We start from the raw sequence: 23139 nt of genomic DNA on the forward strand, positions 1-23139 counted from the left end.
TCTTGTAGTTTGGCGACCACAAAGTTCAGGAGGTTTTCACTTTTTTGTCAAACCCAAAATTCGGGATGACTCATGTTTACAAATGTATAGATTAGATCATTAATTCCGATGGCTGATTTCGTCGCGGATTTTAGCGGCGCGTTCATATTCTTCGTTAGCAAGGGCATCGTCGAGCATCCGTTGCAGCTCGTCGACCGTCATATCTTTCAGCTGTTCGCTGAATCCGCGTTGCGGACGTCCCGACGAAGAACGGACGAGTTCTTCCGGTTTATCTTCTTCGTCCTCTTCTGACGAACTGGCCGTAATACCGGCTTCCGATAAAATGGTTTCGTAGGTATAGATCGGTACACTAAACCGGATACCGATGGCAATGGCATCAGAAGGGCGGGCGTCAATAACCGTCTCCCGGACACCGTCCGAACAGACAATCCGTGCGTAGAAAATGCCTTCACGCAGGTCAGAAATGACGATCTCACGAACCGTAAATTTGAACTTCTCTGCAAATTGCTTGAAAAGATCGTGCGTCATCGGGCGATTAGGCGCAATCTTTTCAATTTCAATGGCAATTGCCTGGGCTTCAAACATACCAATAATAATCGGCAAGCGTCGATTGCCATATTCCTCGCCCAAAACCAGTGCAAACGAACCCGACTGCGACTGGCTGGGTGACAAACCTAATATTTCAAGCTTAATTTTTTCCACAGCGCGAAATTAACAATTTTAGTAGAGACGCAACAGCTTGCGTCTCAATCAAGCAATATATTACGCCTGATCGGGCAACATTTTTCAACTCATTTCGCAAGGATAACGGGTCGCGAAAACGCCTGACCTACCCCCTGATAACAGGCAATATCCTGCAACATATCAGACAGGATACATTGCAGGATATTGTATTGCTGTAACAACGCAACTATGCGCGTTGTTACAAGGCCTTCACTGCTTTAGTCAGCCGTGGCAGAATATCGAATACATCACCGACAATCCCGTAGTCGGCCGACTTAAAGAAGGGTGCCTCAGGGTCTTTGTTGATAACGACAATTACCTTCGAGGAGTTCACACCGGCGAGATGTTGAATCGCGCCCGAAATACCCGCTGCGATGTAGAGATTCGGGCTGATTTTAATCCCTGTCTGGCCCACGTGTTCGTGGTGAGGCCGCCAGTCGAGGTCAGAAACCGGTTTTGAACAAGCCGTTGCCGCACCCAGCGCCTTGGCCAGATCCTCAACGATACCCCAGTTTTCGGGACCTTTCAGGCCACGGCCTGCCGACACAACAAGGTCAGCCTCAGGCAAAAGTACGTCACCGGTCGCTTTTTCGGTGTTCGTTACCTTCAGCACAAAGTCGCTGTCGTTCAGCGCCGGGCTGAACGCTTCCACGTTGGCGGTGGCATCTTTTTCTTCCGGCGTGATTGTATTTTTCTTGATGGCCAGAATTTTTTTGTCCGCCGTCAGTTCGGTTTCAGCAAAGGCTTTTCCGGTATAAATGCTCCGTTTTACACGGAAACCGTTTGATAAGTTTGGCAAATCAACCACGTTTGCGGCCAGACCAGCCCGCAGTTTTCCGGCCAGACGGGCCGCCATGGCGTCACCCAGCGATGATTTAGCCAGTACCACAACCGTCGATCCTTCCTGCTGTGCCGCCGCCGCTACCACGCTGGCGTAGGCCATGCCGTTAGCTTCGGTCAGCTTGCTGTCGGCAGCATGCAGGACCTTAGCTGCCCCGAAACGGCCGGCAGCAGCCAGCTCTGCGCTATCAGCCTGACCGATCACAATTGCCGTAGCGGCAGTGCCCAGGCTTTCGGCTACTTTTGAACCATAATATATTGCCTCCTTTGAGGAGCCTTTCAGTTTGCCTTCGTCTAATTCGGCAAAAATTAATACTGACATAGTTAATGGGGTTTAACAGGGTTGATTAAATGACTTTGGCTTCGGTCCGCAGTAACCGGATCAGCGTTTCGGCTTCCTCGGCCGGAATCATTTTTACCGAACCACGGGCCGGTGGTAATTCATAGCCGACTACCTGCGTTAAGGTATCATTGCCGGCCGGCGGAATTACGTTCAGCGGTTTTGTCCGTGCCGTCATAATGCCCCGCATGTTTGGTATTTTCCACTCGGCAATCGGTTCCTGACAGCCCAGAATCAATGGCAGCTGCGCTTCCAGCTCCTGCTTACCACCTTCGATTTCGCGGGTCAGCTTCGCGGTTGAACCATCGATGTCCAGCTGCATAACCGGCGAAATCGACGGCATACCCAGCAGTTCGCCCACGATACCGTGCACCTGACCGCCATTATAATCAATGGATTCACGACCCATCAGAATCAGGTCGTAGCTGTTTTGCTTCGCAATGGCGGCAATCTGCTCGGCCACGAAAAAGGCATCCGTCGGCTCGGCATCTACCCGGATGGCATCGTCGGCACCAATGGCCAGGCACTTGCGGATGACAGGGTCCGAATCGGCGCTGCCGACGTTCAGAACGGTTACCGTACCACCAAGTTTCTCTTTCAGCTCAACGGCCCGCGCCAGCGCGTAGTCGTCGTAAGGGCCGGTGATAAACTGCACGCCGGCCTTGTTGAACCTGGTATTATTGTCGGTGAATGTGATTTTAGTTGTCGTGTCCGGCACGCTCGTCACGCATACTAAGATTTTCATGCTTCTTTGAGGTTTTGTAGTTGAGCAGATAAGGGACCGGCAGTTGTTGCGGGTTAAATTAACCGTAGCGCAAGGTGTCCTGTCCGCTATCCGCTATTTTGCGGCTAATTTACAAATCGAATTCAACAATCGTATGCATGCATACTAATTTTTTAGCAACTATGAATACCGATCGTATCCAACAATTACTTCAATTTGTACAGGAAGAACCCGGTGAGCCGTTTAATGTTTACGCGCTGGCAATGGAATACATGCGTGCGGACCCTGGCCAGGCGCTGCATTACCTGGAGAAACTGCTGACGGAGCATCCGGGGTATCTGGCGACGTATTACCATGCCGCCGCCTTATATGTTGAACAGGGGGAGATTCAGAAAGCGGATATGCTGTACGACATGGGCCTTCAGCTAGCGCGTCAGCAGGGAAACGAAAAAACGTTTCAGGAGCTGAAGCGCGCGCAGCAGGCCATGCGTGATGAAGAAGATTTATAACGTTCTGACCAGTTCCTTAATCAACAGGGTCAGTTGGGGTTCGGCTTTGGCCGCCGCCGCCAGAATGTGGGCAATGTCGGCTTTGACCAGAGTTTCGGGAATACCCATGTCGGTGATGACCGAGCAACCAAACACGCGCATACCCATCTGATGGGCCACCATCACTTCGGGAACCGTTGACATCCCGACGGCATCAGCCCCCCATTGCCGCAGCATCCGGTATTCGGCCCGGGTTTCGAGCTGCGGGCCGGTCACGCTGACATACACCCCTTTTTGCAGGAGGATGCCGTGTTGGGCGGCAATAGCTTCGGCTTGCCGGATCAGCGCCTTGTCGTAGGGATCGCTCATATCGGGGAAGCGGTCGCCGAATTCGGGTGGGTTCCGGCCCGTGAACGGATTCTGCGGCAGCAGCAGGCTGATGTGATCGTCGATGATCATCAGGTCGCTGGCTTTAAAGGCCGGATTCATACCGCCCGACGCGTTGGACACCAGCAGCGTTTCGACGCCCAGCCATTTCATGACCCGCACCGGAAACGTGATCTGCTGCATGCTGTATCCTTCGTAAAAATGAAACCGGCCCTGCATCACCACAACCGGCTTACCGCCCAGCGTACCGAGCAATAACTTACCGGAGTGAAATTCGACCGTAGATAACGGAAAGTGCGGAATCTCCTCGTAAGGGATAACCGTTTCGACGGCCACTTCATTGGCAAGCGCTCCGAGGCCGGTACCCAGAATAATGCCGATAGCCGGCTGAATGTTGGTTTTTGACTGAATGAAGCGGGTGGCTTCCTGTATGGCTTCGAGCATGCGGTTTTGAGTCGGATGAAGCCCGAAAATACGGATTTCCCGGTTGCTTCTATGCGTAGATAACCGGATTTAACGGCGTATCAATAACCTGCCCGACCTGCGCACCGGTGCACCACTTCTGCCAGTCCTTGCGTTGGTTCTCATTTTCAGGCTCTTTCAGCACCATGTCTTTGTCCATGTAGATGATCGTCATTACTTTACGAACCTGATTGGTCTGGTTGGCACCCGCCCGGTGAAAAACCCAGCCGGAGTGAAAACTGACCTCGCCAAGAGCATAGGGTTCGATAACATGGCGGAAGTCGGTAACCCGCAGGCGTTGCTGTATGCTGGTTTCGCTGTCGTCGCTGATCGACAGGTCGCGGCCTTCGACAATGGCATGGCTACCGGCGCTGAACTCAAGCGGACCCATCTCAAGCGGTACCGGCTGGAGGGGAATCCAGGCGGTGATGGTTTTGTCGGTCGCCAGCGGCCAGTAGTATTGGTCGGCATGCCAGGGCGTTATGCCGCCGCCCGCTTCCTTGAAAAGCGCCTGGTCGTGGTACAACCGCACGCCGTCGGTCTGCATCAGCGCGGCCGCAATCTGCCCTAGCCGCTTACTCAGCACAAATTCCTTGCAGCGGTCGTCCTGCAGCCAGAGGTTAAACACCTGTAAAAACGCTTTTCCGTAGGTATCTCGCTGATCCAGCGGCTGATGCTCCCGGTTGAGTTCGGCTACCTTCTGTTCAATGGCGGCACCATAGTAAGCAAGGGTTTCCGCATCCAGCACATCCTTCAGTTTGATATACCGGTATTTCCGGTAAAATTCGATGGCGTCGGCCGACACGGTAAAAGGGGCTTCTAACAAAGTCGTTGTCATACACAGAACTGATTTATAGTGACAAAGTTGGCGGATAAGCGGCGGGATGGTTTGGAGCCAATTAGCGGATTATTGTCTTATATTAGCTGTATAGATTAACAGAATGTGAAGAAATGCTAATATAGTGGGCGCTAAGCCGGTTAACCTATGCGTGCTGTATTCGAACATCTGACAACGTCCGGAGACCATTCGTTTCTGGCCCGCCGGTTTACGGTGCCGGGCTTTACGGCGCCTTATCATTTTCATCCGGAATATGAACTGACGCTGATTGTGCAGGGAGAGGGGCAGCGTTTTGTCGGTAAGCAGATCGCTTCGTTCGGGCCGGGGGATCTGGTACTGCTCGGGCCTGACCTGCCGCATTGCTGGCTTAGCCGCGACCGTGGCGATGAGGCGGTGTGTGAAGCCGTGGTAATTCAGTTCGGGGAGCAAATCAACGGGATTGATTTCTTTAGTGCGCCCGAGTTCCGGCAGGTCAGAAAGCTGTTGCAGCGGGCGCGGTCGGGGTTGCAGCCCGGCGCGGCCGACAAGGACTGGTTAGCGCCGGCTATGATGGCGCTGATCGACAAAACTCCGCTGGAACGGTTAACGGGGCTTTTCTCGCTGCTGGACAGGCTCAGCACCAGTACCGGGCTGAAGCCAATTGACAGTATGTTTGCCAATCACGCCTACAGCCAGCATGAGACAGCGCGGTTCCAGCGGGTATTCGCCTACCTGATTGCGCATTTCCGGGAAGAGGTTACGCTCCGCGACGTTGCCGGAGTTGCTAACATGAGCCCGACGGCCTTTTGCCGCTACATCAAGAGCGTAACGCAGAAGACACTGGTGGAGTTACTGATCGACATGCGTATCCACTATGCCACGCAGCTGCTGACGGAAACAGATCTGCCGATTCAGGCCATTGTGTTTGACGCCGGTTTCGGCGATGTACCGTATTTTAACCGGGTGTTCAGAAAGCACAAACAAATGTCTCCGCTGACCTACCGGAAGAAAATGGCCGGTCAGCGGAGGTTACCTTAAAGCCCGATGTGTTTGCCGGCAATATGGCCGGTGGTCCAGGCATTCTGAAAATTAAATCCGCCCGTAATGCCGTCGACATCCAGCACTTCACCGGCGAAAAATAATCCTTTATGGGCTTTGCTTTCCAGCGTTTGCGGGTTCAGGCTACCGAGCGCCACACCGCCGCAGGTCACAAATTCATCCTTGAACGTGCTTTTACCCGAGACCGGAAACCGGCTGTTCGATAGCTGGTCCATCAGTTTGTTCTGCACTTTGCTCGGCAATTCGGCCCAGCGGACGTTCGGGTCCATGCCTGCCAGTTCTGTGAAGGCCAGCCACAGGCGGTTGGGCAGTCCGAACGGGTTCTGCGATGTTACCTGTTTTTTAGGGTGATGCTGCCGGAACTGATTGAAACCGTCGCGCAGTTGCTGCTCGTTCAGATCCGGAAGCCAGTTGATGCGTAGGGTAAACGAGTAATTCCGGTCGGCCAGTTCGCGGGCACCCCACGCCGACAGCCGCAGCACGGCGGGGCCGCTGAAACCCCAGTGCGTAATGAGCAGGGGGCCGGTTTGCTCCTGTTTGGTATCCACGATCTGCACGCGGGCATGCTGCACCGCAACCCCCGCCAGGGGCAGGAGCGGGTTGCCGGGCGTGTTAAACGTAAACAGCGACGGGACCGGTAGCACCAGCGGCTCGGCCTGGTCGGGCATCCAGCCGTAGGAGCTTGCCTGCGGATAGCCGCCCGTTGCCAGCAGAATGCGGTCGGCCCACAGCGACTCGCCCGAAAGCAGGTCGATGCCCCAGCGGTTTTCACCGGACGCCGGCGGAATCAGCCGGCTTACCCCGCAGCTCGTTTCGATCCGGATGCGCAGGTCTTCGGCCGCGTCGAGCAGGCAGTCGATAATGGTTTCCGACGAATCGGTCGTCGGGAACATACGCCCGTCGGCCTCCGTTTTCAACGGCACGCCCTTCGACTCAAACCAGCGCACGGTAGCAGCGGCATCGAATGTATTGAGTAACGGACGCAGCCAGCGGTCGCCGCGCGGGTAGTGCTTGATAAACACTTTGTTATCGAAACACGCATGGGTGACATTGCAACGCCCCCCGCCCGAAACCCGGACTTTGCCGAGCACTGACCGGTTTTTTTCCAGTATCGTTACGCGGGCATCCGGAAACGTTTCGGCGGCAGTAATCGCTCCGAAAAAACCGGCTGCGCCACCACCGATTACCACGATATGTAATTGTGACATACTGTCTTAATCAATCCCGGCGTTTTTGAGTTTCAATGGCTGGAAATAGCTCCGAATGCTGAATCTCTTAACTTTGCCGATATGTTTTTCAAACCCAAATTTCGCACAAATTCGTATCATCGCCGCGGTTTCCGGCTGCGGGGGAATACGTTAGTCCTGTTATTTTTCTTTTTCCTGGTCGGATTGTTCCTGCATTATGGCGGAAAAACGAAACCGGTAGTAGCTTTCTGGAACGATGTGAAGCAGATCATCGGGCTGGGGCCGTCGAAAAAAAGCAAGCAGGGCCATAACCCGTATAAAGCCCCTGAACCCGACGAAGATGTCGCGTCTGACGACCGTTCATCGGCATCCGATAATGCTGCACCCGACGCTAAAACCGAAGACAATGCACCGAACAATCCGGAGGCGACCAGGAAAGCCGGTAAATCGGAGTCGGGCAACAACCGGTTTGCGTTTGAAAAAGAGGTTGACTTTGCCTTGCCCGGGTTTAAGGCATCCGATGAAATTGTGCGGCATGAGGGCTATACCCTGCGGTTTAAAGACCAGTACAAACAAGCCGACTGGGTAGCTTATCCGTTGCTGGCCTATGAAATTACGGGCGATGCCGACCGTTCCCACGAGCAGTTTATGCCCGATCCGGCGGTGTCGTCAGGCTCGGCCGTACCGGCTGACTATTCAAAATCGGGTTATGACCGCGGACACCTTGCCCCCGCGGGTGATTTCAAGTTTTCGCAGCGTATGATGCGGGAATCGTTTTATATGAGTAACATGAGCCCGCAGGCGCCGCAGTTTAACCGGGGCATCTGGAAGTCGCTGGAAGAGCAGGTGCGGTCGTGGGCCTTCCGTGATAAGGGCGTTTATGTGGTAACCGGACCGGTATTGACGCCGGGTCTGCCGACCATTGGCAAGCAGAATGAAGTGGCCGTGCCGGCGTATTACTACAAAGTGCTGCTCTACTGCAATGCCCCCGACATCCGGATGATTGCCTTTCTGCTGAAAAATGAAGGTTCCGACGAGCGGTTACAGTCGTTTGTGGTTACGGTCGATGAGGTAGAGCGCCGGACGGGTATCAATTTCTTCCCCAAAATTCCGGACGATCTACAGAAAAAGCTGGAAAGCGCCCCGCCGAAAAAGACGGTGGCTGAATGGTTTTATTAAGCAGAGAGCTTAGGGAAAAGAGCTTAGGGCGAAGGGGTGTAGGGCAGAGGGCTTAGAGAAAAGAGCTTAGGGCGAAGGGGTGTAGGGCAGAGGGCTTAGGGCGAAGCGCTTAGAGCAGAGGGTATCAATGTACTTCCTGCTCCCTGCTCCCTGCTCCCTGCCCTCAGCCCCCTGCCCTCAGCTCTACGCCCTACGCCCCCTGCCCTCAGCTCTACGCCCCATGCCCTACACCAGGAAGTTCTTCACTGGAATGGCCATTTCAAACCGGTCGAACGGAATGAGTTCGTCGGGTTGCCGGTAGGTGCGGCAATGCCAGGCACCGCTGCCGGTGTCTTTTGTGTACACATCAATTGTTTTGTTTTCGGGATCAACAAACAGACAGTACCACAGCGAAATAACCTGCTGGTACTGTTGCCATTTAAAGCCCCGGTCGCGGTCGCGTGAGTCGGCGGTTACGACTTCGGCCAGCATGCGCGGTTGCCGCATAATCGGGTTACCGCTTTTAAACTCCAGAAAATTGCAGGTTACCGACACATCGGCATGCAGGTAGGTGACGTCGGCCTGTGTTTCGATTTTCGTGTGTGTATGGAAAACGGTGCAGCGCCGTAAACCGGATTCGGTTTCGAGGGCGTCGGCCACGCGTTTCACCTGCTTTTCGTGCAGGTGTGATTCAGACGCCAGGGCAATCAGTTCACCGTTGTGGAAATCGTAACGCAGCCCGTCGTTGGGCTGAAACGCCTTATATTCGGTACTGGTTAGTACCGGTGTTAATGTATCGTTCATGACTATATTTATGTTTTGTTGTACTTTAACAGCAAAACTAAACATATAACGCAATTGACAAGGGCTTATGTTCAGGTATGGGACAAAATAATATTTGGTTAACGCGCGAAATTAGTGGCGGTACCACTCAAAGTGCTGTCATCACTATATCGTATATTTTAAGTAATGTGTTGATTATGAGTAGATTTTTTGACTTACCACATAGGCACATAGATCACAAAGAGGTATATAGCGTTATATAAATAAGAACTTTGTGCCGGATTGGCAAACGAATAAAAAATTACGGGACGGCTGCGGCAGAAACCTGCGCAACCGTCCCGTAACTGGTTATGGCTAAAAGCTGAATCAGCTCATTTTAGTACCCAGTGCATTGTCGTAAACCGCTTTGGCATCCGCAACGGTCATCAGCGTTGTGCCGTCGATTACGAAGTCGCCTGTGGTAACCTCGCCCAGCTGGCTGAAGGCAACGCCGCTGGCCGACAGAGCCGCTTCGAACGCCGCTTGCTGACCGGCCGATACCGAAACCACCACACGGCTCTGGTTTTCGCCGAACAGGAACGCATCCGTACGCAGACCGGCTTCGGTAGTAACCGAGAAACCAACGTTACCCGCCATCGCCGATTCGGCCAGGGTGATGAACAAGCCACCGTCTGACAAATCGTGGGCCGAAACGACCAGTTTGTCTTTGATTACCTGCTTCACAGCCGCCTGCACCGCTACTTCCTCTTCGATGTCGAACGCAGGGGCCGGAGACGCTTTTACGCCACGGAACGAGTACAGGTATTCCGACGACGCGATATCGTTTTTGGTTGATCCGATCAGGTAGATCGCATCGCCCGCCTGACCGAAGTTCAGCGTCATGCGGTTGTCCGGATTTTCCATCAGACCCAGCATACCGATGGTTGGCGTCGGGAATACCGGACCATCATCAGAGCTTTGGTTGTAGAAACTCACATTACCGCCCGTTACCGGTGTTTCGAAGCGCAGGCAGGCTGCACCCATGCCTTTAACGGCTTCCACAAAGTGCCAGTAGACTTCCGGCACGTATGGGTTCCCGAAGTTCAGGTTATTGGTCACCGCCAGCGGCTCACCACCTGTACAAACGATGTTACGGGCTGCTTCGGCCACCGCGATCTGCGCACCTGTGTTCGGGTTTGCGTTTACGTACCGGCTGTTACAGTCGACCGTAATAACGATTGATTTATCGGTTTGCGGCAGACCGGCGCCTTTCACGCGTACCACAGCCGCATCCGAAGGCGCGTTGGTGCTGCGGTTAGCCGTGCCTACCATTGAGTCGTACTGCTCATATACCCACTTCCGTGAGCAGATGTTCGGGTGCGACAACAGGTGTTCGGCAACTGTTTTGATTTCACCGGCGGTTACGTCGGCTACAGTATTGATATCGAATTTCGCAAATTCGCTGATGTAGGCAGGCTCGCGGTATTCGCGGTGGTATTGCGGTGCACCGCCGCCCAGTACGAGGTCATGCGCCGGTACATCGGCAACCAGCTGACCCCAGCGGTAGAAATGCAGACGGCCGGTATCGGTAACGGTACCGATCTGGGCGCAGTGCAGATCCCACTTATCGAAAATTTGCTGAATAACGTCTTCTTTACCTTTCTGCACCACCACCAGCATCCGCTCCTGCGACTCTGACAACAGAATCTCAAACGGCTGCATGTTCACCTGACGCGTCGGTACGAGGTCAAGGTTGACATCCATTCCGAAGCCTTCCTTAGCACTCATTTCAGATGTAGAGCAGATAATACCGGCGGCACCCATGTCCTGAATACCGATAACGTGGCCCGACGCGATGATTTCGAGGGTAGCTTCCAGGAGCAGTTTCTCCATGAACGGGTCACCCACCTGCACCGCCGGCAGTTTCTCGGTTGATTTCTCGGTAATGTCTTCCGAAGCAAAGGTAGCGCCGTGGATACCATCTTTACCGGTGGCCGAGCCGACGATGAAGACAGGGTTTCCGACCCCGTGCGAGGTTGCTTTGGCTACTTTGCCCACCTCCACAATACCGGCCGAGAAGGCGTTCACGAGCGGGTTGGTATTGTAGCAGTCGTCGAAATAGATTTCACCGCCTACCGTCGGAATACCAAAGGCATTGCCATAGTCACCGATGCCTTTGACGACCCCGCGCAGGAGGCGTTTGGTTTTCGGGAGGTCGATATTACCGAAGCGGAGCGAGTTGAGCTGAGCGATCGGGCGGGCGCCCATCGTAAAGATATCGCGGTTAATACCGCCCACACCCGTTGCTGCGCCCTGATACGGTTCGAGGGCCGAGGGGTGGTTATGCGATTCAATTTTGAACGAGCAGGCCAGTCCGTCACCGATGTCAACGAGTCCGGCGTTCTCTTCACCGGCTTTAGCGAGCATGCGCTCGGAGTCGCGCGGCAACGTTTTCAGCCAGACGATTGAATTTTTATACGAGCAGTGTTCCGACCACATTACCGAGAAGATACTGAGTTCGGTAAAGTTGGGTTTGCGGCCCAGGATGTCGCAAATACGGTCGTATTCGTCTGGTAATAAGCCCAGTTTGCGGGCAACGTCAACAGTAGGGAGTGAACCTGTGTTCGGAGAATCGACGGGCAAATGATTGGTAGCTTCCACGAATTAATTGTTTTTCCGTGGTGCAAAAGTACGGCTTTTGCGCAGAAAAAGGCATTTTTTTTTGCTCAGGTATTGACAAGCCTTAAAAATCGCTATATCTTTGCACCCACAAACCACGACACAGAGAGATGGCGGAGTGGTCGATCGCGGTGGTCTTGAAAACCATTGACTGTAACAGGTCCGGGGGTTCGAATCCCTCTCTCTCTGCCAAAAGGCGCTAAAGCCCTAGGTTTTGACAATGCCACGTTTCACGACGTGGCATTTTTGTTTTTATGCCCTTCTCAAACTGCCCTCATTATCAGCGTCGTTACTGCCCGGTAACACGTCAGGTTACATTCTGATCAAAAGGTTACACTTAGGATATTTATTCGTGTCGGTTTTTTCATTTATTAATAATTCCGACACCCGATGTACAACATTTCTCAAATGTCACTCCTCTTCTGGTACCGTAAAAAAAAGGACGGCAAGTCCGGCACCATTCAGGCCCGCGTAACCTATAAGGGCGAACGGGAAGAAATCGGATCCACACACATCACCTGCACTCCCGAGCAGTGGGACCGCACCGCCCAGCACATCGCCGGCAGCAGCGTCTGGGCAAAGGAACAGAACATGCGCCTCAAGCGGATATCCGATCGTATATGGGATATCGAACGCGCCCTGCATGACGAAGGCCTCGACGTGACGGCCGCGCTCATCAAGTCCCGCTGCCTGGATCACGACGTGGTAAAAGAGCAGGTGCAGATTCAGGTGAAGGGCAAAACCATTACCAAAACCGTTACCCGCCGGTTGATTTTCACATTCTCTGATCTGGCAGATCTGCATCTGGAAGCCCAGCGGGCCAGGGTGCCGCGGGGTAAGCTCAGCCAGTCAACGGTCGATATTCAGGAGAATTACGTGAAGAACATCACCGACTGGCTCAAATCCATTAAAAAGGACCAGCTGCCGGCAAGCTCCATCACCGAAAAGCAGGCGGATACCCTGATGGATTTTCTGCTGGAAGGGCGGGTTTTCAAGTATTCACACGTCGAAAAACACCTCAAGCACCTCCGCGCCGTGCTAAAGTGGGCGGCAAACGATTCCAGAAAGTACATTAAGCGTAATCCGCTGGCGGGCTACGTGATCGAGGCCGACGACGAAGATCCGGATACGACCCACCTGACCCATGAGCAGCTCCAGCGGCTGATCGACTTTGATTTCTTTGCCCTGGGCCTGCCCGAAAAGTCGGCCATTGCCCTGGACCGGGAGCGGGATTCGTTTGTCTTTAACTGTTTTACCGGCATGCACCATGCCGATTATACCTCCAAAAAATACACTATTGAGGAAGAGAAGGGTGAGTACTGGCTCCAGGGCCGGCGGGGAAAAACCAAAAAGCCGTTTTTTGTCAAGCTGCTGGAGCCGGCGGTGGCCATTTATAAAAAATACGGCTCGGATCTGGCAAAGCTCCCGTCCAAATCGAACCAGCGGCGCAACGATCACCTCAAAATCATTGCCGCGCACGTCGGCCTGCCGCCGGGGCTGAGCACCAAGATCTCGCGGAAAACCTTCGCCGATATGGCGCTCAACGAGCTGATGGTCCCGATCGAGGATGTGGCCCAGCTGCTGGGGCTGACCACCACTAAACGCCTGCGCCACTATGTGCGGCCGCGCCGCAACCGGATCCGCAACCTGCTAACCTCATGGAATGATATCCACCCACCTAAAGCCGCGTAAATGAGTAAGCCCGGGACTGCCGGGCTTTATTGTAATGTATCGCTTGTAACAACGGTTTTTAAATCGAAGTACATTAATCTGGTAAAATCGTCTTTGTCGCTCTCTGTTAAAAACTTGAATTTATTTTTTTTGTAAAATCTCAATGTATCTTCTTTGTTATAGGCATCAACTGTAATGAATCGACACCCAGTACGATTATTCCTAACAAAAAGCTGCTTGAGAGAGTCAACTAAAAAACTGCCAACCCCTTGCCCAGCAGCAGTATTACTGACTCCAATACGCCCTATTTTCATAGAGGGATATGAAGTATGGGTCCGTTTGGGGTTTGGAATTGGCCGCATAAAACGGTTTAGTTCAGTCTTGTTTTCCTTTAGAGAAATCAGATTGATTTTATCGTTTAGCAGACTGTAAAATGCTAGTGTTTCTTCTGATGTCTCTAGTAAGTAAGTAACAGCAAGGAGTGATGCTTGGTAGTCTTTTGCATCTTTGAGAAGAAACTCATTCAAATCACTGTCTCCGCAGTCAAATGGTTTTATTTCATGTTGCTGCGTAAGACGAATGATCTGAAGGTCTGGTCTATTAAATATTGAACTTGACAACGGACTTAAAGCGGTCAAAGTTTGCGCTCATGCGTTTCTGTTCTGCAGTCGATGCCTTTTTATTTTGACCGGCCTCAACTTCTTTTAAAAAGCGGGCCGCATCCTGACCCTCAAGGATCGGAGTTTCTTTAATTGGTCTGGCCATGCTGTATCTTGATTGTTTGATTGCAATACAAATATAACATTTGGATTTGAACTTTAGTTTACCAGTCTTGTACTATTCCGTTTGACAGGCATGCCTCTGCTCATTCAGACGTTGTATTATTCCAGGGAAGATAGATTTTTATAAGAACTTTAAAACAGCTGTTTTTTGTGTAGCTATATATTAAGGATCGCGCGCGTTAGCGGTGGTTGCAGTGTAAGAAATTGCATTGTATTTTTTTACACTCGTTGGGTGCCGGAGAGCATTTAAAATAGTTTGAAAATATTTTTTGAGGCTTACAGGTCAGGGTATTCCCGGTCCTTCAGGTCATTCAGTATCCGGATAAACATTGCCAGCCTGTTTTGTTCCTCCCTTGTCAGATCAGGCCGGTCAAGCTCATCAATCTTTTGGGTCAGTGAGATCACCCGCCGATCCTGCCGGTAGGCAGCCAGCTGGCCATCCCGCTGCGACTGCGGGCGCGGCTCCTGCTTCGGGGTCACCACTGGCAGTAGTTTGTCGATCACCCGCTGCCGGACAACCGGATTCGCGCAGATCACCTCCAGCTTCATACCGGCCAGCCGGTCGCCCTTCACCCTTACCGTCACCCGGAACGGATCCGTCCGGATATGCAGGATCGCCTGCCGCAGTTCCACCAGCACCGTCTCCCAGTCATGCCCGCTTTTCATCACATCCGGATGCCAGCGCCCGGGCGTGCGTTCGAACTGATCTATCACCTCAATCATGGCCCGAACATACAAAAAAAGTCCCGGCCGCCCCTCTGCGGGCAACCGGGATCCTATCCCACCGTAATAAAACATTAGGGAGTAAATATAGCGGCTCTCCGGCCGGTTGATTCCTTTACGTGATTTGGCGGCACATGTAGGCGGGGGGGTACCGGTTTATTGCCCCTGAGTATTATTTGCCCGCCGGCAAACGAAGCGAATACCTCCATTGTTTGGGTCCGGAGGCAGTTCGTAGGTCTGCCATTCATTGCCGTTCGTGCTGATCTGTATCCTGAGCGGCCGGTTATTTTCCTGATCGAGCTGCATCTGCCGTGTAATCATTTCCATGAGATCACTGTCAAGCTGCTCCAGTTTTTCGCCCACCTCGGCCATGTAATCGGTAAGCGTCAGTTCGCCCTGAGCAATCCGCTCCAGCTTTTTCGTGAGCTTTTTGTAGAATTCCCGTTTGATTTGAATCTCTTCCAGCCTGGTCATAGTTACGTGTGTAAAACTCTTTGAAATTCCCGCCAGCGGTCAAACAGGATCTGCTCCGCATCGGGTATTGATACGCGCTGCTCTCTGGCAATCCGCCAGGTTTCTTCGTTCCAGCGAAGTCTGGCTTCATCGGCGTTAATCCGGTCAGGTTCTTCGGGCTCAAAGCGTGCCCTCGGGTTGATCTCTTTCATGGTTGCATGGGGTTAAATGCGGAATGCTGTCAGACACCGGACAGCGAAATCATAGAGATCCGGCCGGATGAGTCTCTTTTCCAGTGCTTCACGGAATTGTTCTCTCAGGTAATGTGCAGCATAGTCATAGATAAAAGCGACGGGCATGTTCGTGTATTCAAATTCCGCTATGTGGAACATGCGGGCAAACTGGATGTCGTTTTTACGTGACCGGTGAAACACCACAAAGCAGCTGTTTGGCTGCAACGTAATTGGGTCGGCGTCAATTCTTAGTTCTGTGTCCGGCATAATACTTCTGAGCAGCCGGGTAGTTACCTCCGCGAAAAGTCTGGCTTTCGGATCAATTTCAGCCGGTATATTCAGTTTTGCAGATCTGCGCATAACAAATAGTACAGGTTACGGTTAGTAGGTTAAGTTGCGTAAAAGCAACGTTTGCAGAAATACCGAACGCCCTGTACGGCTTGAGACAGGGCGTTGTTCTTTAAAGGTAGGCCAGTATGATGGCCAGCGAGTTGAACAGCACATGAAACGTGTTATCTGTAATGATCAGTAGCCACACCGACAGATACGCCGGCTTACTGTCGGTAAATCCGGAATTAGTGCCATGCCAGTTCCAGTTAATCAGCCGGATCCAGAGCACTGCCAGCCGGAAACGGTCGATCAGAAAGTGCGAGATGAAGATGATCCACATGCCCGGCGTATTGTAGAGCAGCACCGAGAAGGGTAGCGTATAAAGGGCGCAGTGGATCAGGCAGGGAATTGTCTGACGGGTTTTGCGATCGGCGATCCAGTCATTCTGAAGCAGGTAGTCACCGACAAAGTGCAGCAGTAGTCCGATGAATAGGGCAGTGCCCATAGTTACTGTTCCTGAAATTCAATCCCGCGCGATCGCAGGTATTTATAAATAGTAACCTTTGATTTGCCCAGCTGGCGGGCAATCTCCTGGATGTGTTGATTGGCCCGGTAAAGTGCCTCGGCTGTCTTCGCCGTTTTCTCCGCCGCCGGCGAGAGTCCCTTCGGCCGGCCACCGACGCGGCCCTGCTCTCTGGCTGCCTTAATGCCGGCATTGGTCCGCTCGCGGATCAGCTCCCGCTCAAACTCGGCCAGTGAGCAGAAAATATGAAAGATCAGTTTGCCTGACGGCGAGCTGGTATCGATCTTTTCCTGAAGGCTGGTAAAGGCTACTCCGCGGTCGGCGAACCGGGTGACCAGCTCAACCAGGTGCGGCAGTGAGCGGCCCAGCCGGTCGAGCTTCCAGACGATCACCTCATCACCCTGACGGATGTGCTCCAGCAGGCGGGCCAGTTCGGGCCGGTCGGTTTTGGCCCCGCTGATTTTTTCCTGATAAATCTTTTCGCAGCCGGCGGCGGTGAGTGACGACAACTGGAGATCCAGGTGCTGGTCTTCGGTGGAGACCCGTGCGTATCCGATTTTCATAATATGCGTTCAGAAAACCCCGCTTTCGGGGCATTTGCTGAATTTAGAATACTGAACGCATTTTATGAACGGAAACGGGCCGACTTCGTATTCAATGGCCCGGGTACAGGAAACCGAGGGTTTTTCTGTACAAAGCATATCCGGCTATTTGTTACCGATAATATGATCGGTTATTGTCTGTACGGAATCTTTACCCAGATCCCAGGCTCTGAACTGCCGGCCCTCTTTTATGACGTATGCAATTTCTCCGGAAGTATGAATATCGATGATGTACTTCCGGCCGTCTCTATATATAATCAGAGACAGGCAGTCTTCTTCATAATAAAAATGGTCAATCTGTATTCCGTGTATCAACAGCGGACGCTTCAGGTCTTCGAGAACCGACAGTATAGTAATGGGTAAGTTTTCTGCGCTCATGAAGTAAGTGTTTAAATGAAAAACCCGGCTCAATCTGAACCGGGCATTTTACCTATGACTAGTTTATTTCCTTGACAGCTAAAAAGGATCCTCAGCGGTGGTTTGTTTTGGGACAATGCCCAGCGTAATCATCTCTTCGGTCGTCAGGTCAATGGCAGTACCGTCGTGCAATAAGCCAAGGAAATTTGTAGGAAGCTGAAGTTCATGCCCGTCATCATTCAGAGTCAGAAAGGTGTCCCGCAAATCAGCTAGATCAATCGGTACAAAGGCGATACTATGACTTTTATCTTCATCAACAACATGAACACAGGCCACACCAATGACGGGACTTTTCCAGTATGAATCTTCGTCTTTGTAGGCAGCGTACAGGCCATTGACAGGCAAAACCGAAACTGACTTAATTGTCTTCATAAAGTTTTATTAAGAGTTAAACGTGATTTACTTCCCCTTACTGTATTCATTCATTTTGGCAAAGGCATCGCGCAGTGAGTACAGATCGTAATTAACGCCGGCCCGTATCTGCTCCCAGTTCGGCAGCGGCTCGGCATTGATCAGCAGATTGAATTGCCGGATGGCTTCGTCGAGCCGGCTGACAATGCTCTGCATACTACCGACGGGGCCGTCCATCTGATCAAGCATGGCGAATATAGGCAGTACGTCAATAACCGAATTTGTGTAGGGGTTGGTAACCAGAACCGGAGATGGTTTTGTATCTTGCATAAAACTCGAAGTTTGTGGTACAACTGATTTTTGGGTTTGGCCCGGCTGCTCGCTACAGCCGGGCTTCTTTTTGTTAGCCATATTAATTAAGCGGTAATTCAAGTGCCTGATGGGCCTGCTTCAGAAAACGCTGGGTCTCCCGCGGATCTTCGGCATCTTCGTGGAGCGGTTCCTTATGATAGGTATGCGCCCTCCGGTTCTGAATATTCTTCAGCTCTGTTTGTAGCAGCTTTCGCTTTTTCATTTCGTTTCGGATCGTTATGTCCGTCTGCTTGATGTCGCGGATAATCTCCCACTCCCGTAGGGCATCATGCCGCATGGTACTGCCATTGCCAAAGAAGTGATTATATAGGACACTATAGCATTCTTCCTGAAACCGCATCAAAATAGGCTGCACTTCCGGTTTTGTCCGTTCAATGTCAATTTTAAAAAGCCATCCTGGTATATATAGTCTAACCGAAGGCAAAGCATCTCCTGACGGCGATTTGCTGAGTCGTGTATATAGCGTAGGCTATGTGCGCGATTAAGTATCGGGTGCTTTTTTATCTGATTATACTGCGTTTGACTATCTACACCAATCGCTTCACAGATCGGTTTAACCGCTACCCAGATCACATCCTGTTCTTTTTGACAGGCTAACATTGTTTCGTGAAAACCAATGATCTCTGTTGTCATAGTTGTAATGTTAGTTATATGTGTTAATAATTGTAGCAAATATTAATAACAGGAATTAATATTCCTAATGTTAGGAATAAATATTTTTCATAATACTTTTGTAGCATTAATTAACAGTTAGAACTATGGCAAAGGTTAACCTCGATATACCAGAAGATTTACATTTGAAAGCAAAGCAGATCCAGCTTGACCGGGAAAGAAAGGGCGAAAAGATAAGTCTTAAAGACCTGTACTATGAGATTATCCGGAAGGGTATCAGTGAGGTCGAGAAATAAAGTCAGTTATAATTGTAATGTACTAATAACAAACCCCCGCCTTGTTTAGGGCGGGGGTTTTTCATTAGTACAGCTGAGCTGAATCTATTTTTTCTTTTTCTTCGGCGGCTTGGTTTCCTGTACTGCCTTTTTCTCCCACGGCCGGTCATCAAACTGGCTTGCATATATTTCCCGAAGTCCGGTTTTTAACTCCCAACCACTGGTATAGGAATACGGCACATCATAAAAGGTAGTAGGTTCCTCATTCATCGTTACCGGCTCGACCCTGATAAAGTTAATGGTTGACAGCAGCAGATCCGTGACGTTGGCCGGGGTAAGCTCGGCTGAAACCCGCATAAAGCCGTCATGGGTGTGCCAGCTGCGCCGGACAGGTAAGGCAATAATTTTGTTACTGGCCAGTTTAAGCAGGATGCGGGCACTCTCCGGCACATCGTAATCACGGGCCACACGCCGCTCAACATGAAGGATAAACGGGCTGTTTTCGTCCTGCGTAATTCTGACTGAATATGTTTTTGGTAATGTCTTTACTGCCGGAGAACCCGCCGGTAGTCCGGCAGACATTAACCTGCGGTATGCCAGGTCTTCTTCTTCCCAGCCACCCTCGACAGTAGAAGATGTAATTACATTAGTGAAGGGATCGGATGTCCGGATGCTATATCGGACCGGAGGCAGGCAGCCGGCCATCAGGGTCAGCACCGAAAAAAGGAGTAGTGTGTTTTTCATTGGTGTAATTGGTTTAGCCGGCAAAGTACATATTAACATCTTAACAGTAAATACCGGTAACAAAAAAGCCGGACAGGATACCCGTCCGGCTTTCCGGCTACAAACTGAAAACAGGTCTACAGGCTTGTCTGATTCCGGATGTCATTGATCCGGCCGGTTTCGTCCTCCCATGACTGGTAATGGATTTTCGCATAAACGGGTCTGGTGCTGATGCCCTCCAGCTTCTGATTCATGGTCCGGAGCTCTGCCAGCAGCGCCTCGTTGCCGGATCCGGATGCAGTACTGCCCCCCACAGCCGCATAATTCCCCGACCGCTGCACCACGTCGAGCATGCGGGCAAAGTTGGCCACCGCCGGCACCTGAAGCGCCCGGTTGTTGATAACAAACTCCGGCCGGCCGTCTTCGCTGACGGAATAGTTTTTCCCCGAAAAAAATGTCGGCGTCGAGTAGAACCCGCCGGGCATACCGGTCGTGTCGCGGGTAAAGCCCCCGTCAATAAACTGCGGGGCGTCAAACTTCTGGGCCCGGATCCGGGCCACGGCACCGGCAAAGCTCAGCGTCGGCACGGCCGCACTTTTGGCGATCGCTAAAAGGTTGGCCGGAAACGGAATGCCGGCAGCGGCGGCTACCGACTTCATCAGTGCCCGGCCGTATTCGATGCCCGTTTCGGCCAGCGCCCAGGCCTGCTGGGCAATCAGGGCGGCCCGGTAAACCTTGGTGTTTTCCTTGAAAAACGACTTCAGCACAACGACGGAGTCATTAAAGATATCGCGGCGCTTATCCATATGGGCCTTCAGGGCATCGACCCGGCTTTTTTCTTCCTTCTGCTCCTGCTCGCTGCGGGTTTTGGTTTCGGCCTCGACGATGTCGGATTTAGCCTGCTGCTGATTGACCTCGTTCTCCTGAATCGAGGCATCAATATCATCCAGCTTCTGCTTTTTCTGACGGGCGATTTCTTCCAGCTGCTCGGCATCTCCTCTGGCCAGCTCCTGTAATTTCTGGTAGTGGGCCTCATAGAGAAGCTGCTTTGCCTCCAGGAATGTCCGCTCAATTGCAAGTGAAGCCGCTTTAGCTTCTTCTTCGCTTAGCTTACCGGCTGCCAGATCTTCCTTAATTCCGGCCTGCTCCAGCCGCTTACGGATCTCCAGCTCTTCCTCGGCATCCTTCATTAGCTGCTCCTGCTTTTTCTGCTGCTTCTCCCGGTCCTTTTTTTCATACTTTTCTTCGATTCGGGCCAGTTCGGCTTTTTCTGCATCAGCAATGCCGGTCAGCCATGTCTTTCTGAGCTCAGCGGAGATCTTTGCGTCGCTGGCTTTCCGGCGTTCCTTCTCATAATTGGATTTCACCCGTTCCATCTCACGGGCCTTGTCTTCTTCCTGCGCCTTTGCATTCAGCTCACGGATAGCCTCTTCTGCATCCACCCTGGCCTTCAGCCGCTCTTTCTCCTCTTTTGTCGGATCGGCCGGGACTGATCCGGTACCGGTTTTGGTTTTCGGGGGCGTTTGTCCCTCCGGCGCTTTAGTCACCTCTTCCCCGAGCCGTGCCCGCCGCATTTCCCTGCGGACGTCGGCGCTATAACCCTTAAGCCCTTTTAGTATTTCCTTCCGCTTTTCGATCTCCGCATTCAGCTCCGTTGTTTCCTGCTGGATCGCAGACAGTTCCTCATTGGTCATTTTACGGGTAATCTGCGCCTGACTACCGGCAATACCTCCGCCCCCGGGGCCGGCTTTTTCTGTTACCTCACCTTTGTTGAGATCCTTTACCCGTGCCGCCCGCTGCTTTTCCAGCTGGGCCAGCTCATTTTCCTGAGCCTTGATTGCATCGCGGTTAAGGTACTCAGCCATATACTGCTGCTGCTCCATGAACTTACGGGCCTTTTCAGTATTGATATCCATTGCCCGTCCATACTGATCAAACCCGGTTGCCGCAATGGGCATAACCTGAGCCACCTTATCAACGGCCTTCCTGAGCTCATCCTGTTCTGTTTTTGAGAGGCTTGTCTTGCTCTTAAGCTCATCAATCCGGCTAAGTAATGGCCCGATCTGTGTATTCAGATTCTGAACCTTGTTTTTCTGCTCCTCAAACGCATGCATTGTATCTTCTGTCTCGGATTTTAATCCGAGCATTCTGACAGCAATGTCTGTCAACGCAGATCCCAGCCCCAGCAGTGTATCAGAGGTCAGTAAATTGGACACAAACTCGCCCAGCTTTTTCATGTTCACCGCCAGGGCGTAGTTACGCTTGTTAAACTCCTCGGTGATACTGCTGGTCTGATCAATGCTGCTGCCGGCGAGCGCAATCTTCTGCTCGACCATGTCGGTATTGGTGGCCAGCTTCATGAAGATCTCCATCACCCCGGTTCCCGACAGGCCCATCTTATCCATTTTCGTTGCCATACCGGTGGCCGACGTGTCGCCCGTGTTAAAGCCGCGGGCCACCGACAGCAATGCACCCATCAGGTCGTTATTGACCAGATCGGCAAACTGCTTGCTGCTGAGCTTTGCTCCGTCTGCACCAATAGCATATCTGGCAAACTCGGCCGGCGCCTTGGCCATACCGTTGAGAATGTCGATTACGGCCGTTGAGCCCCGCTCGGCGGTGACGTTCATTTCCTGAAGGGCGGCCGAGAGCCCCAGTGTCTGGGCTGATGTAAGGCCCAGCGGGATGGCTACCCCACCGATCCGGCTGGTAAAGTCGGCGATCACGGGCGCAGTAGCAGCGCCGGCTGCCTCCAGTGTATTGATCGAATTGGCAATGTGGAGCATATCCTGATCGGACCGGTCGGTCTTGATGTCCTGGAGCGTATTGCGCAGGGTCATCATCTGGGTGACAGTCTGCTCGGCTCCGCCGAACTGATCGCCCAGAGCCACGTTGATTTTGTCGGCACTCTCCACAAAATCAGCCATCTGGTCTTTGGCGATACCGAACTGACCGCCCACGGCCGCCAGTTCGCGCAGATCCTTCGTCGCCGTACGGGTATTGAGTCCGCGCAGCTCCTTGTTTAGTCCGGCGACCTCCAGATCGGTCATGTCGGCTGTCTTGGCTATATCGGCCAGCTGATCCTTCAGATCCATGCCCCGGCTGATTACGGCCGGGATCAGACCCAGCAGCTGCTGAAAGCCCATGGTCAGTACGTTACCACCGAACACACCGGCCGACACCTCGGCAAAGCGCTGACCGAAGCGCTGCCAGGCCGTCGTGGTATTGTTGATCTGGGTGGCCATCTGCTTCTGGGCGGCCACCATTTTCTGATATTCGGCGACCTTAGCCCGGTAGGCCTCCGGATTGTCGGCCTCCTTCATCTTGATGATCTCCGAGCGCAGCCGGGCCGTGCTCAGGGTGATCTCCTTCAGCGATGTCTGGGCCTGCTGCCCGTTGATGACCAGGTTAATGACTGCCCGGTCCTGTTGCGTCATTCCCATTTT

General features: G+C 52.4%; 28 protein-coding genes and 1 tRNA gene. 6 read left to right on the forward strand and 23 right to left on the reverse strand.

Annotation, left to right across the window (positions count from 1 at the left end):
• Positions 1 to 99: 99 nt before the first annotated feature.
• From AC23NW_RS26620 to AC23NW_RS26630, 3 genes are all read right to left on the reverse strand, one after another.
• Complete coding sequence (locus AC23NW_RS26620) at positions 100 to 702, reverse strand: bifunctional nuclease family protein (protein ID WP_293839789.1); 603 nt, start codon at positions 700 to 702, stop codon at positions 100 to 102.
• Between the two features lie 220 nt (positions 703 to 922).
• A complete protein-coding gene (locus AC23NW_RS26625; RefSeq protein ID WP_487453319.1) occupies positions 923 to 1885 on the reverse strand; it encodes an electron transfer flavoprotein subunit alpha/FixB family protein in 963 nt (320 codons plus the stop codon).
• A 25-nt stretch (positions 1886 to 1910) separates the two neighbouring features.
• Positions 1911 to 2648, reverse strand: a complete 738-nt coding sequence (locus AC23NW_RS26630) for an electron transfer flavoprotein subunit beta/FixA family protein (protein WP_293839783.1) — start codon at positions 2646 to 2648, stop codon at positions 1911 to 1913.
• Between the two features lie 161 nt (positions 2649 to 2809).
• Between AC23NW_RS26630 and AC23NW_RS26635 the strand changes: the two genes are divergently transcribed.
• Positions 2810 to 3136 (forward strand): tetratricopeptide repeat protein, encoded by a 327-nt coding sequence (locus AC23NW_RS26635; protein ID WP_293839780.1) that lies wholly within the window; start codon positions 2810 to 2812, stop codon positions 3134 to 3136.
• Here AC23NW_RS26635 and AC23NW_RS26640 read toward each other — a convergent pair.
• Complete coding sequence (locus AC23NW_RS26640; protein WP_487453322.1) at positions 3131 to 3946, reverse strand: purine-nucleoside phosphorylase; 816 nt, start codon at positions 3944 to 3946, stop codon at positions 3131 to 3133. The genes AC23NW_RS26635 and AC23NW_RS26640 overlap by 6 nt on opposite strands.
• Positions 3947 to 3995: 49 nt before the next feature.
• On the reverse strand, positions 3996 to 4802 hold the full coding sequence (locus AC23NW_RS26645) for a phytanoyl-CoA dioxygenase family protein (protein WP_487453324.1): 807 nt from the start codon (positions 4800 to 4802) through the stop codon (positions 3996 to 3998).
• A gap of 147 nt (positions 4803 to 4949) precedes the next feature.
• Between AC23NW_RS26645 and AC23NW_RS26650 the strand changes: the two genes are divergently transcribed.
• Positions 4950 to 5819 carry an AraC family transcriptional regulator gene (locus AC23NW_RS26650; RefSeq protein ID WP_487453326.1) on the forward strand — a complete coding sequence of 290 codons (870 nt, stop codon included), beginning with the start codon at positions 4950 to 4952 and terminating at the stop codon, positions 5817 to 5819.
• On the opposite strand, the gene AC23NW_RS26655 is transcribed toward AC23NW_RS26650, so the two are convergent.
• Positions 5816 to 7048, reverse strand: a complete 1233-nt coding sequence (locus tag AC23NW_RS26655; RefSeq protein WP_487453327.1) for a BaiN/RdsA family NAD(P)/FAD-dependent oxidoreductase — start codon at positions 7046 to 7048, stop codon at positions 5816 to 5818. The genes AC23NW_RS26650 and AC23NW_RS26655 overlap by 4 nt on opposite strands.
• A gap of 81 nt (positions 7049 to 7129) precedes the next feature.
• Here AC23NW_RS26655 and AC23NW_RS26660 point away from each other — a divergent pair, with 81 nt between their 5' ends.
• Positions 7130 to 8206 (forward strand): DNA/RNA non-specific endonuclease, encoded by a 1077-nt coding sequence (locus AC23NW_RS26660; protein WP_487453329.1) that lies wholly within the window; start codon positions 7130 to 7132, stop codon positions 8204 to 8206.
• Positions 8207 to 8431: 225 nt separating this feature from the next.
• Here the strand turns inward: AC23NW_RS26660 and AC23NW_RS26665 are convergent, their stop codons facing one another.
• Both AC23NW_RS26665 and purL read right to left on the reverse strand, forming a co-directional pair.
• The gene (locus AC23NW_RS26665; RefSeq protein WP_487453330.1) at positions 8432 to 8989 is read right to left on the reverse strand and encodes a Uma2 family endonuclease; all 558 of its coding nucleotides are present in this window, start codon (positions 8987 to 8989) and stop codon (positions 8432 to 8434) included.
• Between the two features lie 345 nt (positions 8990 to 9334).
• Positions 9335 to 11608, reverse strand: coding sequence for a phosphoribosylformylglycinamidine synthase subunit PurL (purL, locus tag AC23NW_RS26670; RefSeq protein ID WP_487453331.1), 2274 nt, complete (start codon positions 11606 to 11608; stop codon positions 9335 to 9337).
• A 122-nt stretch (positions 11609 to 11730) separates the two neighbouring features.
• Between purL and AC23NW_RS26675 the strand changes: the two genes are divergently transcribed.
• Both AC23NW_RS26675 and AC23NW_RS26680 read left to right on the forward strand, forming a co-directional pair.
• Positions 11731 to 11818: transfer RNA gene (locus AC23NW_RS26675), tRNA-Ser, on the forward strand.
• Between the two features lie 216 nt (positions 11819 to 12034).
• Positions 12035 to 13318 carry a hypothetical protein gene (locus AC23NW_RS26680; RefSeq protein WP_487453332.1) on the forward strand — a complete coding sequence of 428 codons (1284 nt, stop codon included), beginning with the start codon at positions 12035 to 12037 and terminating at the stop codon, positions 13316 to 13318.
• A gap of 26 nt (positions 13319 to 13344) precedes the next feature.
• On the opposite strand, the gene AC23NW_RS26685 is transcribed toward AC23NW_RS26680, so the two are convergent.
• From AC23NW_RS26685 to AC23NW_RS26745, 13 genes are all read right to left on the reverse strand, one after another.
• Positions 13345 to 13935: an N-acetyltransferase gene (locus tag AC23NW_RS26685; protein WP_487453334.1), complete on the reverse strand. Its 591-nt coding sequence runs from the start codon at positions 13933 to 13935 to the stop codon at positions 13345 to 13347.
• On the reverse strand, positions 13898 to 14062 hold the full coding sequence (locus AC23NW_RS26690; RefSeq protein ID WP_487453335.1) for a hypothetical protein: 165 nt from the start codon (positions 14060 to 14062) through the stop codon (positions 13898 to 13900). Before AC23NW_RS26690 ends, AC23NW_RS26685 begins: the two co-directional genes overlap by 38 nt.
• A gap of 293 nt (positions 14063 to 14355) precedes the next feature.
• Positions 14356 to 14802: a hypothetical protein gene (locus tag AC23NW_RS26695; RefSeq protein WP_487453336.1), complete on the reverse strand. Its 447-nt coding sequence runs from the start codon at positions 14800 to 14802 to the stop codon at positions 14356 to 14358.
• A gap of 156 nt (positions 14803 to 14958) precedes the next feature.
• The gene (locus tag AC23NW_RS26700; RefSeq protein ID WP_487453338.1) at positions 14959 to 15276 is read right to left on the reverse strand and encodes a hypothetical protein; all 318 of its coding nucleotides are present in this window, start codon (positions 15274 to 15276) and stop codon (positions 14959 to 14961) included.
• Positions 15277 to 15278: 2 nt separating this feature from the next.
• Entirely contained in the window at positions 15279 to 15467 is a 189-nt protein-coding gene (locus AC23NW_RS26705; RefSeq protein WP_487453339.1) for a hypothetical protein, read from the reverse strand.
• Positions 15468 to 15479: 12 nt separating this feature from the next.
• Complete coding sequence (locus AC23NW_RS26710) at positions 15480 to 15848, reverse strand: hypothetical protein (RefSeq protein WP_487453341.1); 369 nt, start codon at positions 15846 to 15848, stop codon at positions 15480 to 15482.
• A gap of 100 nt (positions 15849 to 15948) precedes the next feature.
• The gene (locus AC23NW_RS26715) at positions 15949 to 16323 is read right to left on the reverse strand and encodes a DUF3307 domain-containing protein (protein WP_487453343.1); all 375 of its coding nucleotides are present in this window, start codon (positions 16321 to 16323) and stop codon (positions 15949 to 15951) included.
• Positions 16324 to 16325: 2 nt separating this feature from the next.
• Positions 16326 to 16904, reverse strand: a complete 579-nt coding sequence (locus AC23NW_RS26720) for a recombinase family protein (protein WP_487453345.1) — start codon at positions 16902 to 16904, stop codon at positions 16326 to 16328.
• A gap of 144 nt (positions 16905 to 17048) precedes the next feature.
• A complete protein-coding gene (locus AC23NW_RS26725) occupies positions 17049 to 17321 on the reverse strand; it encodes a hypothetical protein (RefSeq protein WP_487453346.1) in 273 nt (90 codons plus the stop codon).
• A gap of 78 nt (positions 17322 to 17399) precedes the next feature.
• Positions 17400 to 17732, reverse strand: a complete 333-nt coding sequence (locus tag AC23NW_RS26730) for a hypothetical protein (RefSeq protein ID WP_487453348.1) — start codon at positions 17730 to 17732, stop codon at positions 17400 to 17402.
• A gap of 27 nt (positions 17733 to 17759) precedes the next feature.
• Positions 17760 to 18041 carry a hypothetical protein gene (locus AC23NW_RS26735; RefSeq protein ID WP_487453349.1) on the reverse strand — a complete coding sequence of 94 codons (282 nt, stop codon included), beginning with the start codon at positions 18039 to 18041 and terminating at the stop codon, positions 17760 to 17762.
• 82 nt (positions 18042 to 18123) lie between these two features.
• Positions 18124 to 18438 carry a hypothetical protein gene (locus AC23NW_RS26740; RefSeq protein WP_487453350.1) on the reverse strand — a complete coding sequence of 105 codons (315 nt, stop codon included), beginning with the start codon at positions 18436 to 18438 and terminating at the stop codon, positions 18124 to 18126.
• Positions 18423 to 18716: a phage antirepressor N-terminal domain-containing protein gene (locus AC23NW_RS26745; protein ID WP_487453352.1), complete on the reverse strand. Its 294-nt coding sequence runs from the start codon at positions 18714 to 18716 to the stop codon at positions 18423 to 18425. The genes AC23NW_RS26740 and AC23NW_RS26745 overlap by 16 nt, the downstream gene beginning before the upstream one ends.
• Positions 18717 to 18841: 125 nt before the next feature.
• On the opposite strand from AC23NW_RS26745, the gene AC23NW_RS26750 reads away from it, so the two are divergent.
• Positions 18842 to 18991, forward strand: coding sequence for a hypothetical protein (locus AC23NW_RS26750; RefSeq protein ID WP_487453354.1), 150 nt, complete (start codon positions 18842 to 18844; stop codon positions 18989 to 18991).
• Between the two features lie 84 nt (positions 18992 to 19075).
• Here the strand turns inward: AC23NW_RS26750 and AC23NW_RS26755 are convergent, their stop codons facing one another.
• A complete protein-coding gene (locus AC23NW_RS26755; protein ID WP_487453355.1) occupies positions 19076 to 19714 on the reverse strand; it encodes a hypothetical protein in 639 nt (212 codons plus the stop codon).
• 116 nt (positions 19715 to 19830) lie between these two features.
• Entirely contained in the window at positions 19831 to 23130 is a 3300-nt protein-coding gene (locus AC23NW_RS26760) for a phage tail tape measure protein (protein WP_487453356.1), read from the reverse strand.
• Positions 23131 to 23139 lie beyond the last annotated feature (9 nt).

The organism is Arsenicibacter sp. R0_47 (assembly GCF_057652235.1).

Bases quoted from the DNA above. Each gene is read 5' to 3' on its own strand.
- AC23NW_RS26705 (WP_487453339.1), bottom strand. From the start codon at position 15,467: ATGAAAGAGATCAACCCGAGGGCACGCTTTGAGCCCGAAGAACCTGAC.
- AC23NW_RS26690 (WP_487453335.1), bottom strand. From the start codon at position 14,062: ATGGCCAGACCAATTAAAGAAACTCCGATCCTTGAGGGTCAGGATGCG.
- AC23NW_RS26700 (WP_487453338.1), bottom strand. From the start codon at position 15,276: ATGACCAGGCTGGAAGAGATTCAAATCAAACGGGAATTCTACAAAAAG.
- AC23NW_RS26680 (WP_487453332.1), top strand. From the start codon at position 12,035: ATGTCACTCCTCTTCTGGTACCGTAAAAAAAAGGACGGCAAGTCCGGC.
- AC23NW_RS26665 (WP_487453330.1), bottom strand. From the start codon at position 8,989: ATGAACGATACATTAACACCGGTACTAACCAGTACCGAATATAAGGCG.
- AC23NW_RS26720 (WP_487453345.1), bottom strand. From the start codon at position 16,904: ATGAAAATCGGATACGCACGGGTCTCCACCGAAGACCAGCACCTGGAT.
- AC23NW_RS26645 (WP_487453324.1), bottom strand. From the start codon at position 4,802: ATGACAACGACTTTGTTAGAAGCCCCTTTTACCGTGTCGGCCGACGCC.
- AC23NW_RS26760 (WP_487453356.1), bottom strand. From the start codon at position 23,130: ATGACGCAACAGGACCGGGCAGTCATTAACCTGGTCATCAACGGGCAG.
- AC23NW_RS26635 (WP_293839780.1), top strand. From the start codon at position 2,810: ATGAATACCGATCGTATCCAACAATTACTTCAATTTGTACAGGAAGAA.
- AC23NW_RS26695 (WP_487453336.1), bottom strand. From the start codon at position 14,802: ATGATTGAGGTGATAGATCAGTTCGAACGCACGCCCGGGCGCTGGCAT.
- AC23NW_RS26730 (WP_487453348.1), bottom strand. From the start codon at position 17,732: ATGAAGACAATTAAGTCAGTTTCGGTTTTGCCTGTCAATGGCCTGTAC.
- AC23NW_RS26640 (WP_487453322.1), bottom strand. From the start codon at position 3,946: ATGCTCGAAGCCATACAGGAAGCCACCCGCTTCATTCAGTCAAAAACC.
- AC23NW_RS26710 (WP_487453341.1), bottom strand. From the start codon at position 15,848: ATGCGCAGATCTGCAAAACTGAATATACCGGCTGAAATTGATCCGAAA.
- AC23NW_RS26650 (WP_487453326.1), top strand. From the start codon at position 4,950: ATGCGTGCTGTATTCGAACATCTGACAACGTCCGGAGACCATTCGTTT.
- AC23NW_RS26625 (WP_487453319.1), bottom strand. From the start codon at position 1,885: ATGTCAGTATTAATTTTTGCCGAATTAGACGAAGGCAAACTGAAAGGC.
- AC23NW_RS26660 (WP_487453329.1), top strand. From the start codon at position 7,130: ATGTTTTTCAAACCCAAATTTCGCACAAATTCGTATCATCGCCGCGGT.
- AC23NW_RS26630 (WP_293839783.1), bottom strand. From the start codon at position 2,648: ATGAAAATCTTAGTATGCGTGACGAGCGTGCCGGACACGACAACTAAA.
- AC23NW_RS26735 (WP_487453349.1), bottom strand. From the start codon at position 18,041: ATGCAAGATACAAAACCATCTCCGGTTCTGGTTACCAACCCCTACACA.
- AC23NW_RS26725 (WP_487453346.1), bottom strand. From the start codon at position 17,321: ATGAGCGCAGAAAACTTACCCATTACTATACTGTCGGTTCTCGAAGAC.
- AC23NW_RS26745 (WP_487453352.1), bottom strand. From the start codon at position 18,716: ATGACAACAGAGATCATTGGTTTTCACGAAACAATGTTAGCCTGTCAA.
- AC23NW_RS26655 (WP_487453327.1), bottom strand. From the start codon at position 7,048: ATGTCACAATTACATATCGTGGTAATCGGTGGTGGCGCAGCCGGTTTT.
- AC23NW_RS26755 (WP_487453355.1), bottom strand. From the start codon at position 19,714: ATGAAAAACACACTACTCCTTTTTTCGGTGCTGACCCTGATGGCCGGC.
- AC23NW_RS26750 (WP_487453354.1), top strand. From the start codon at position 18,842: ATGGCAAAGGTTAACCTCGATATACCAGAAGATTTACATTTGAAAGCA.
- AC23NW_RS26715 (WP_487453343.1), bottom strand. From the start codon at position 16,323: ATGGGCACTGCCCTATTCATCGGACTACTGCTGCACTTTGTCGGTGAC.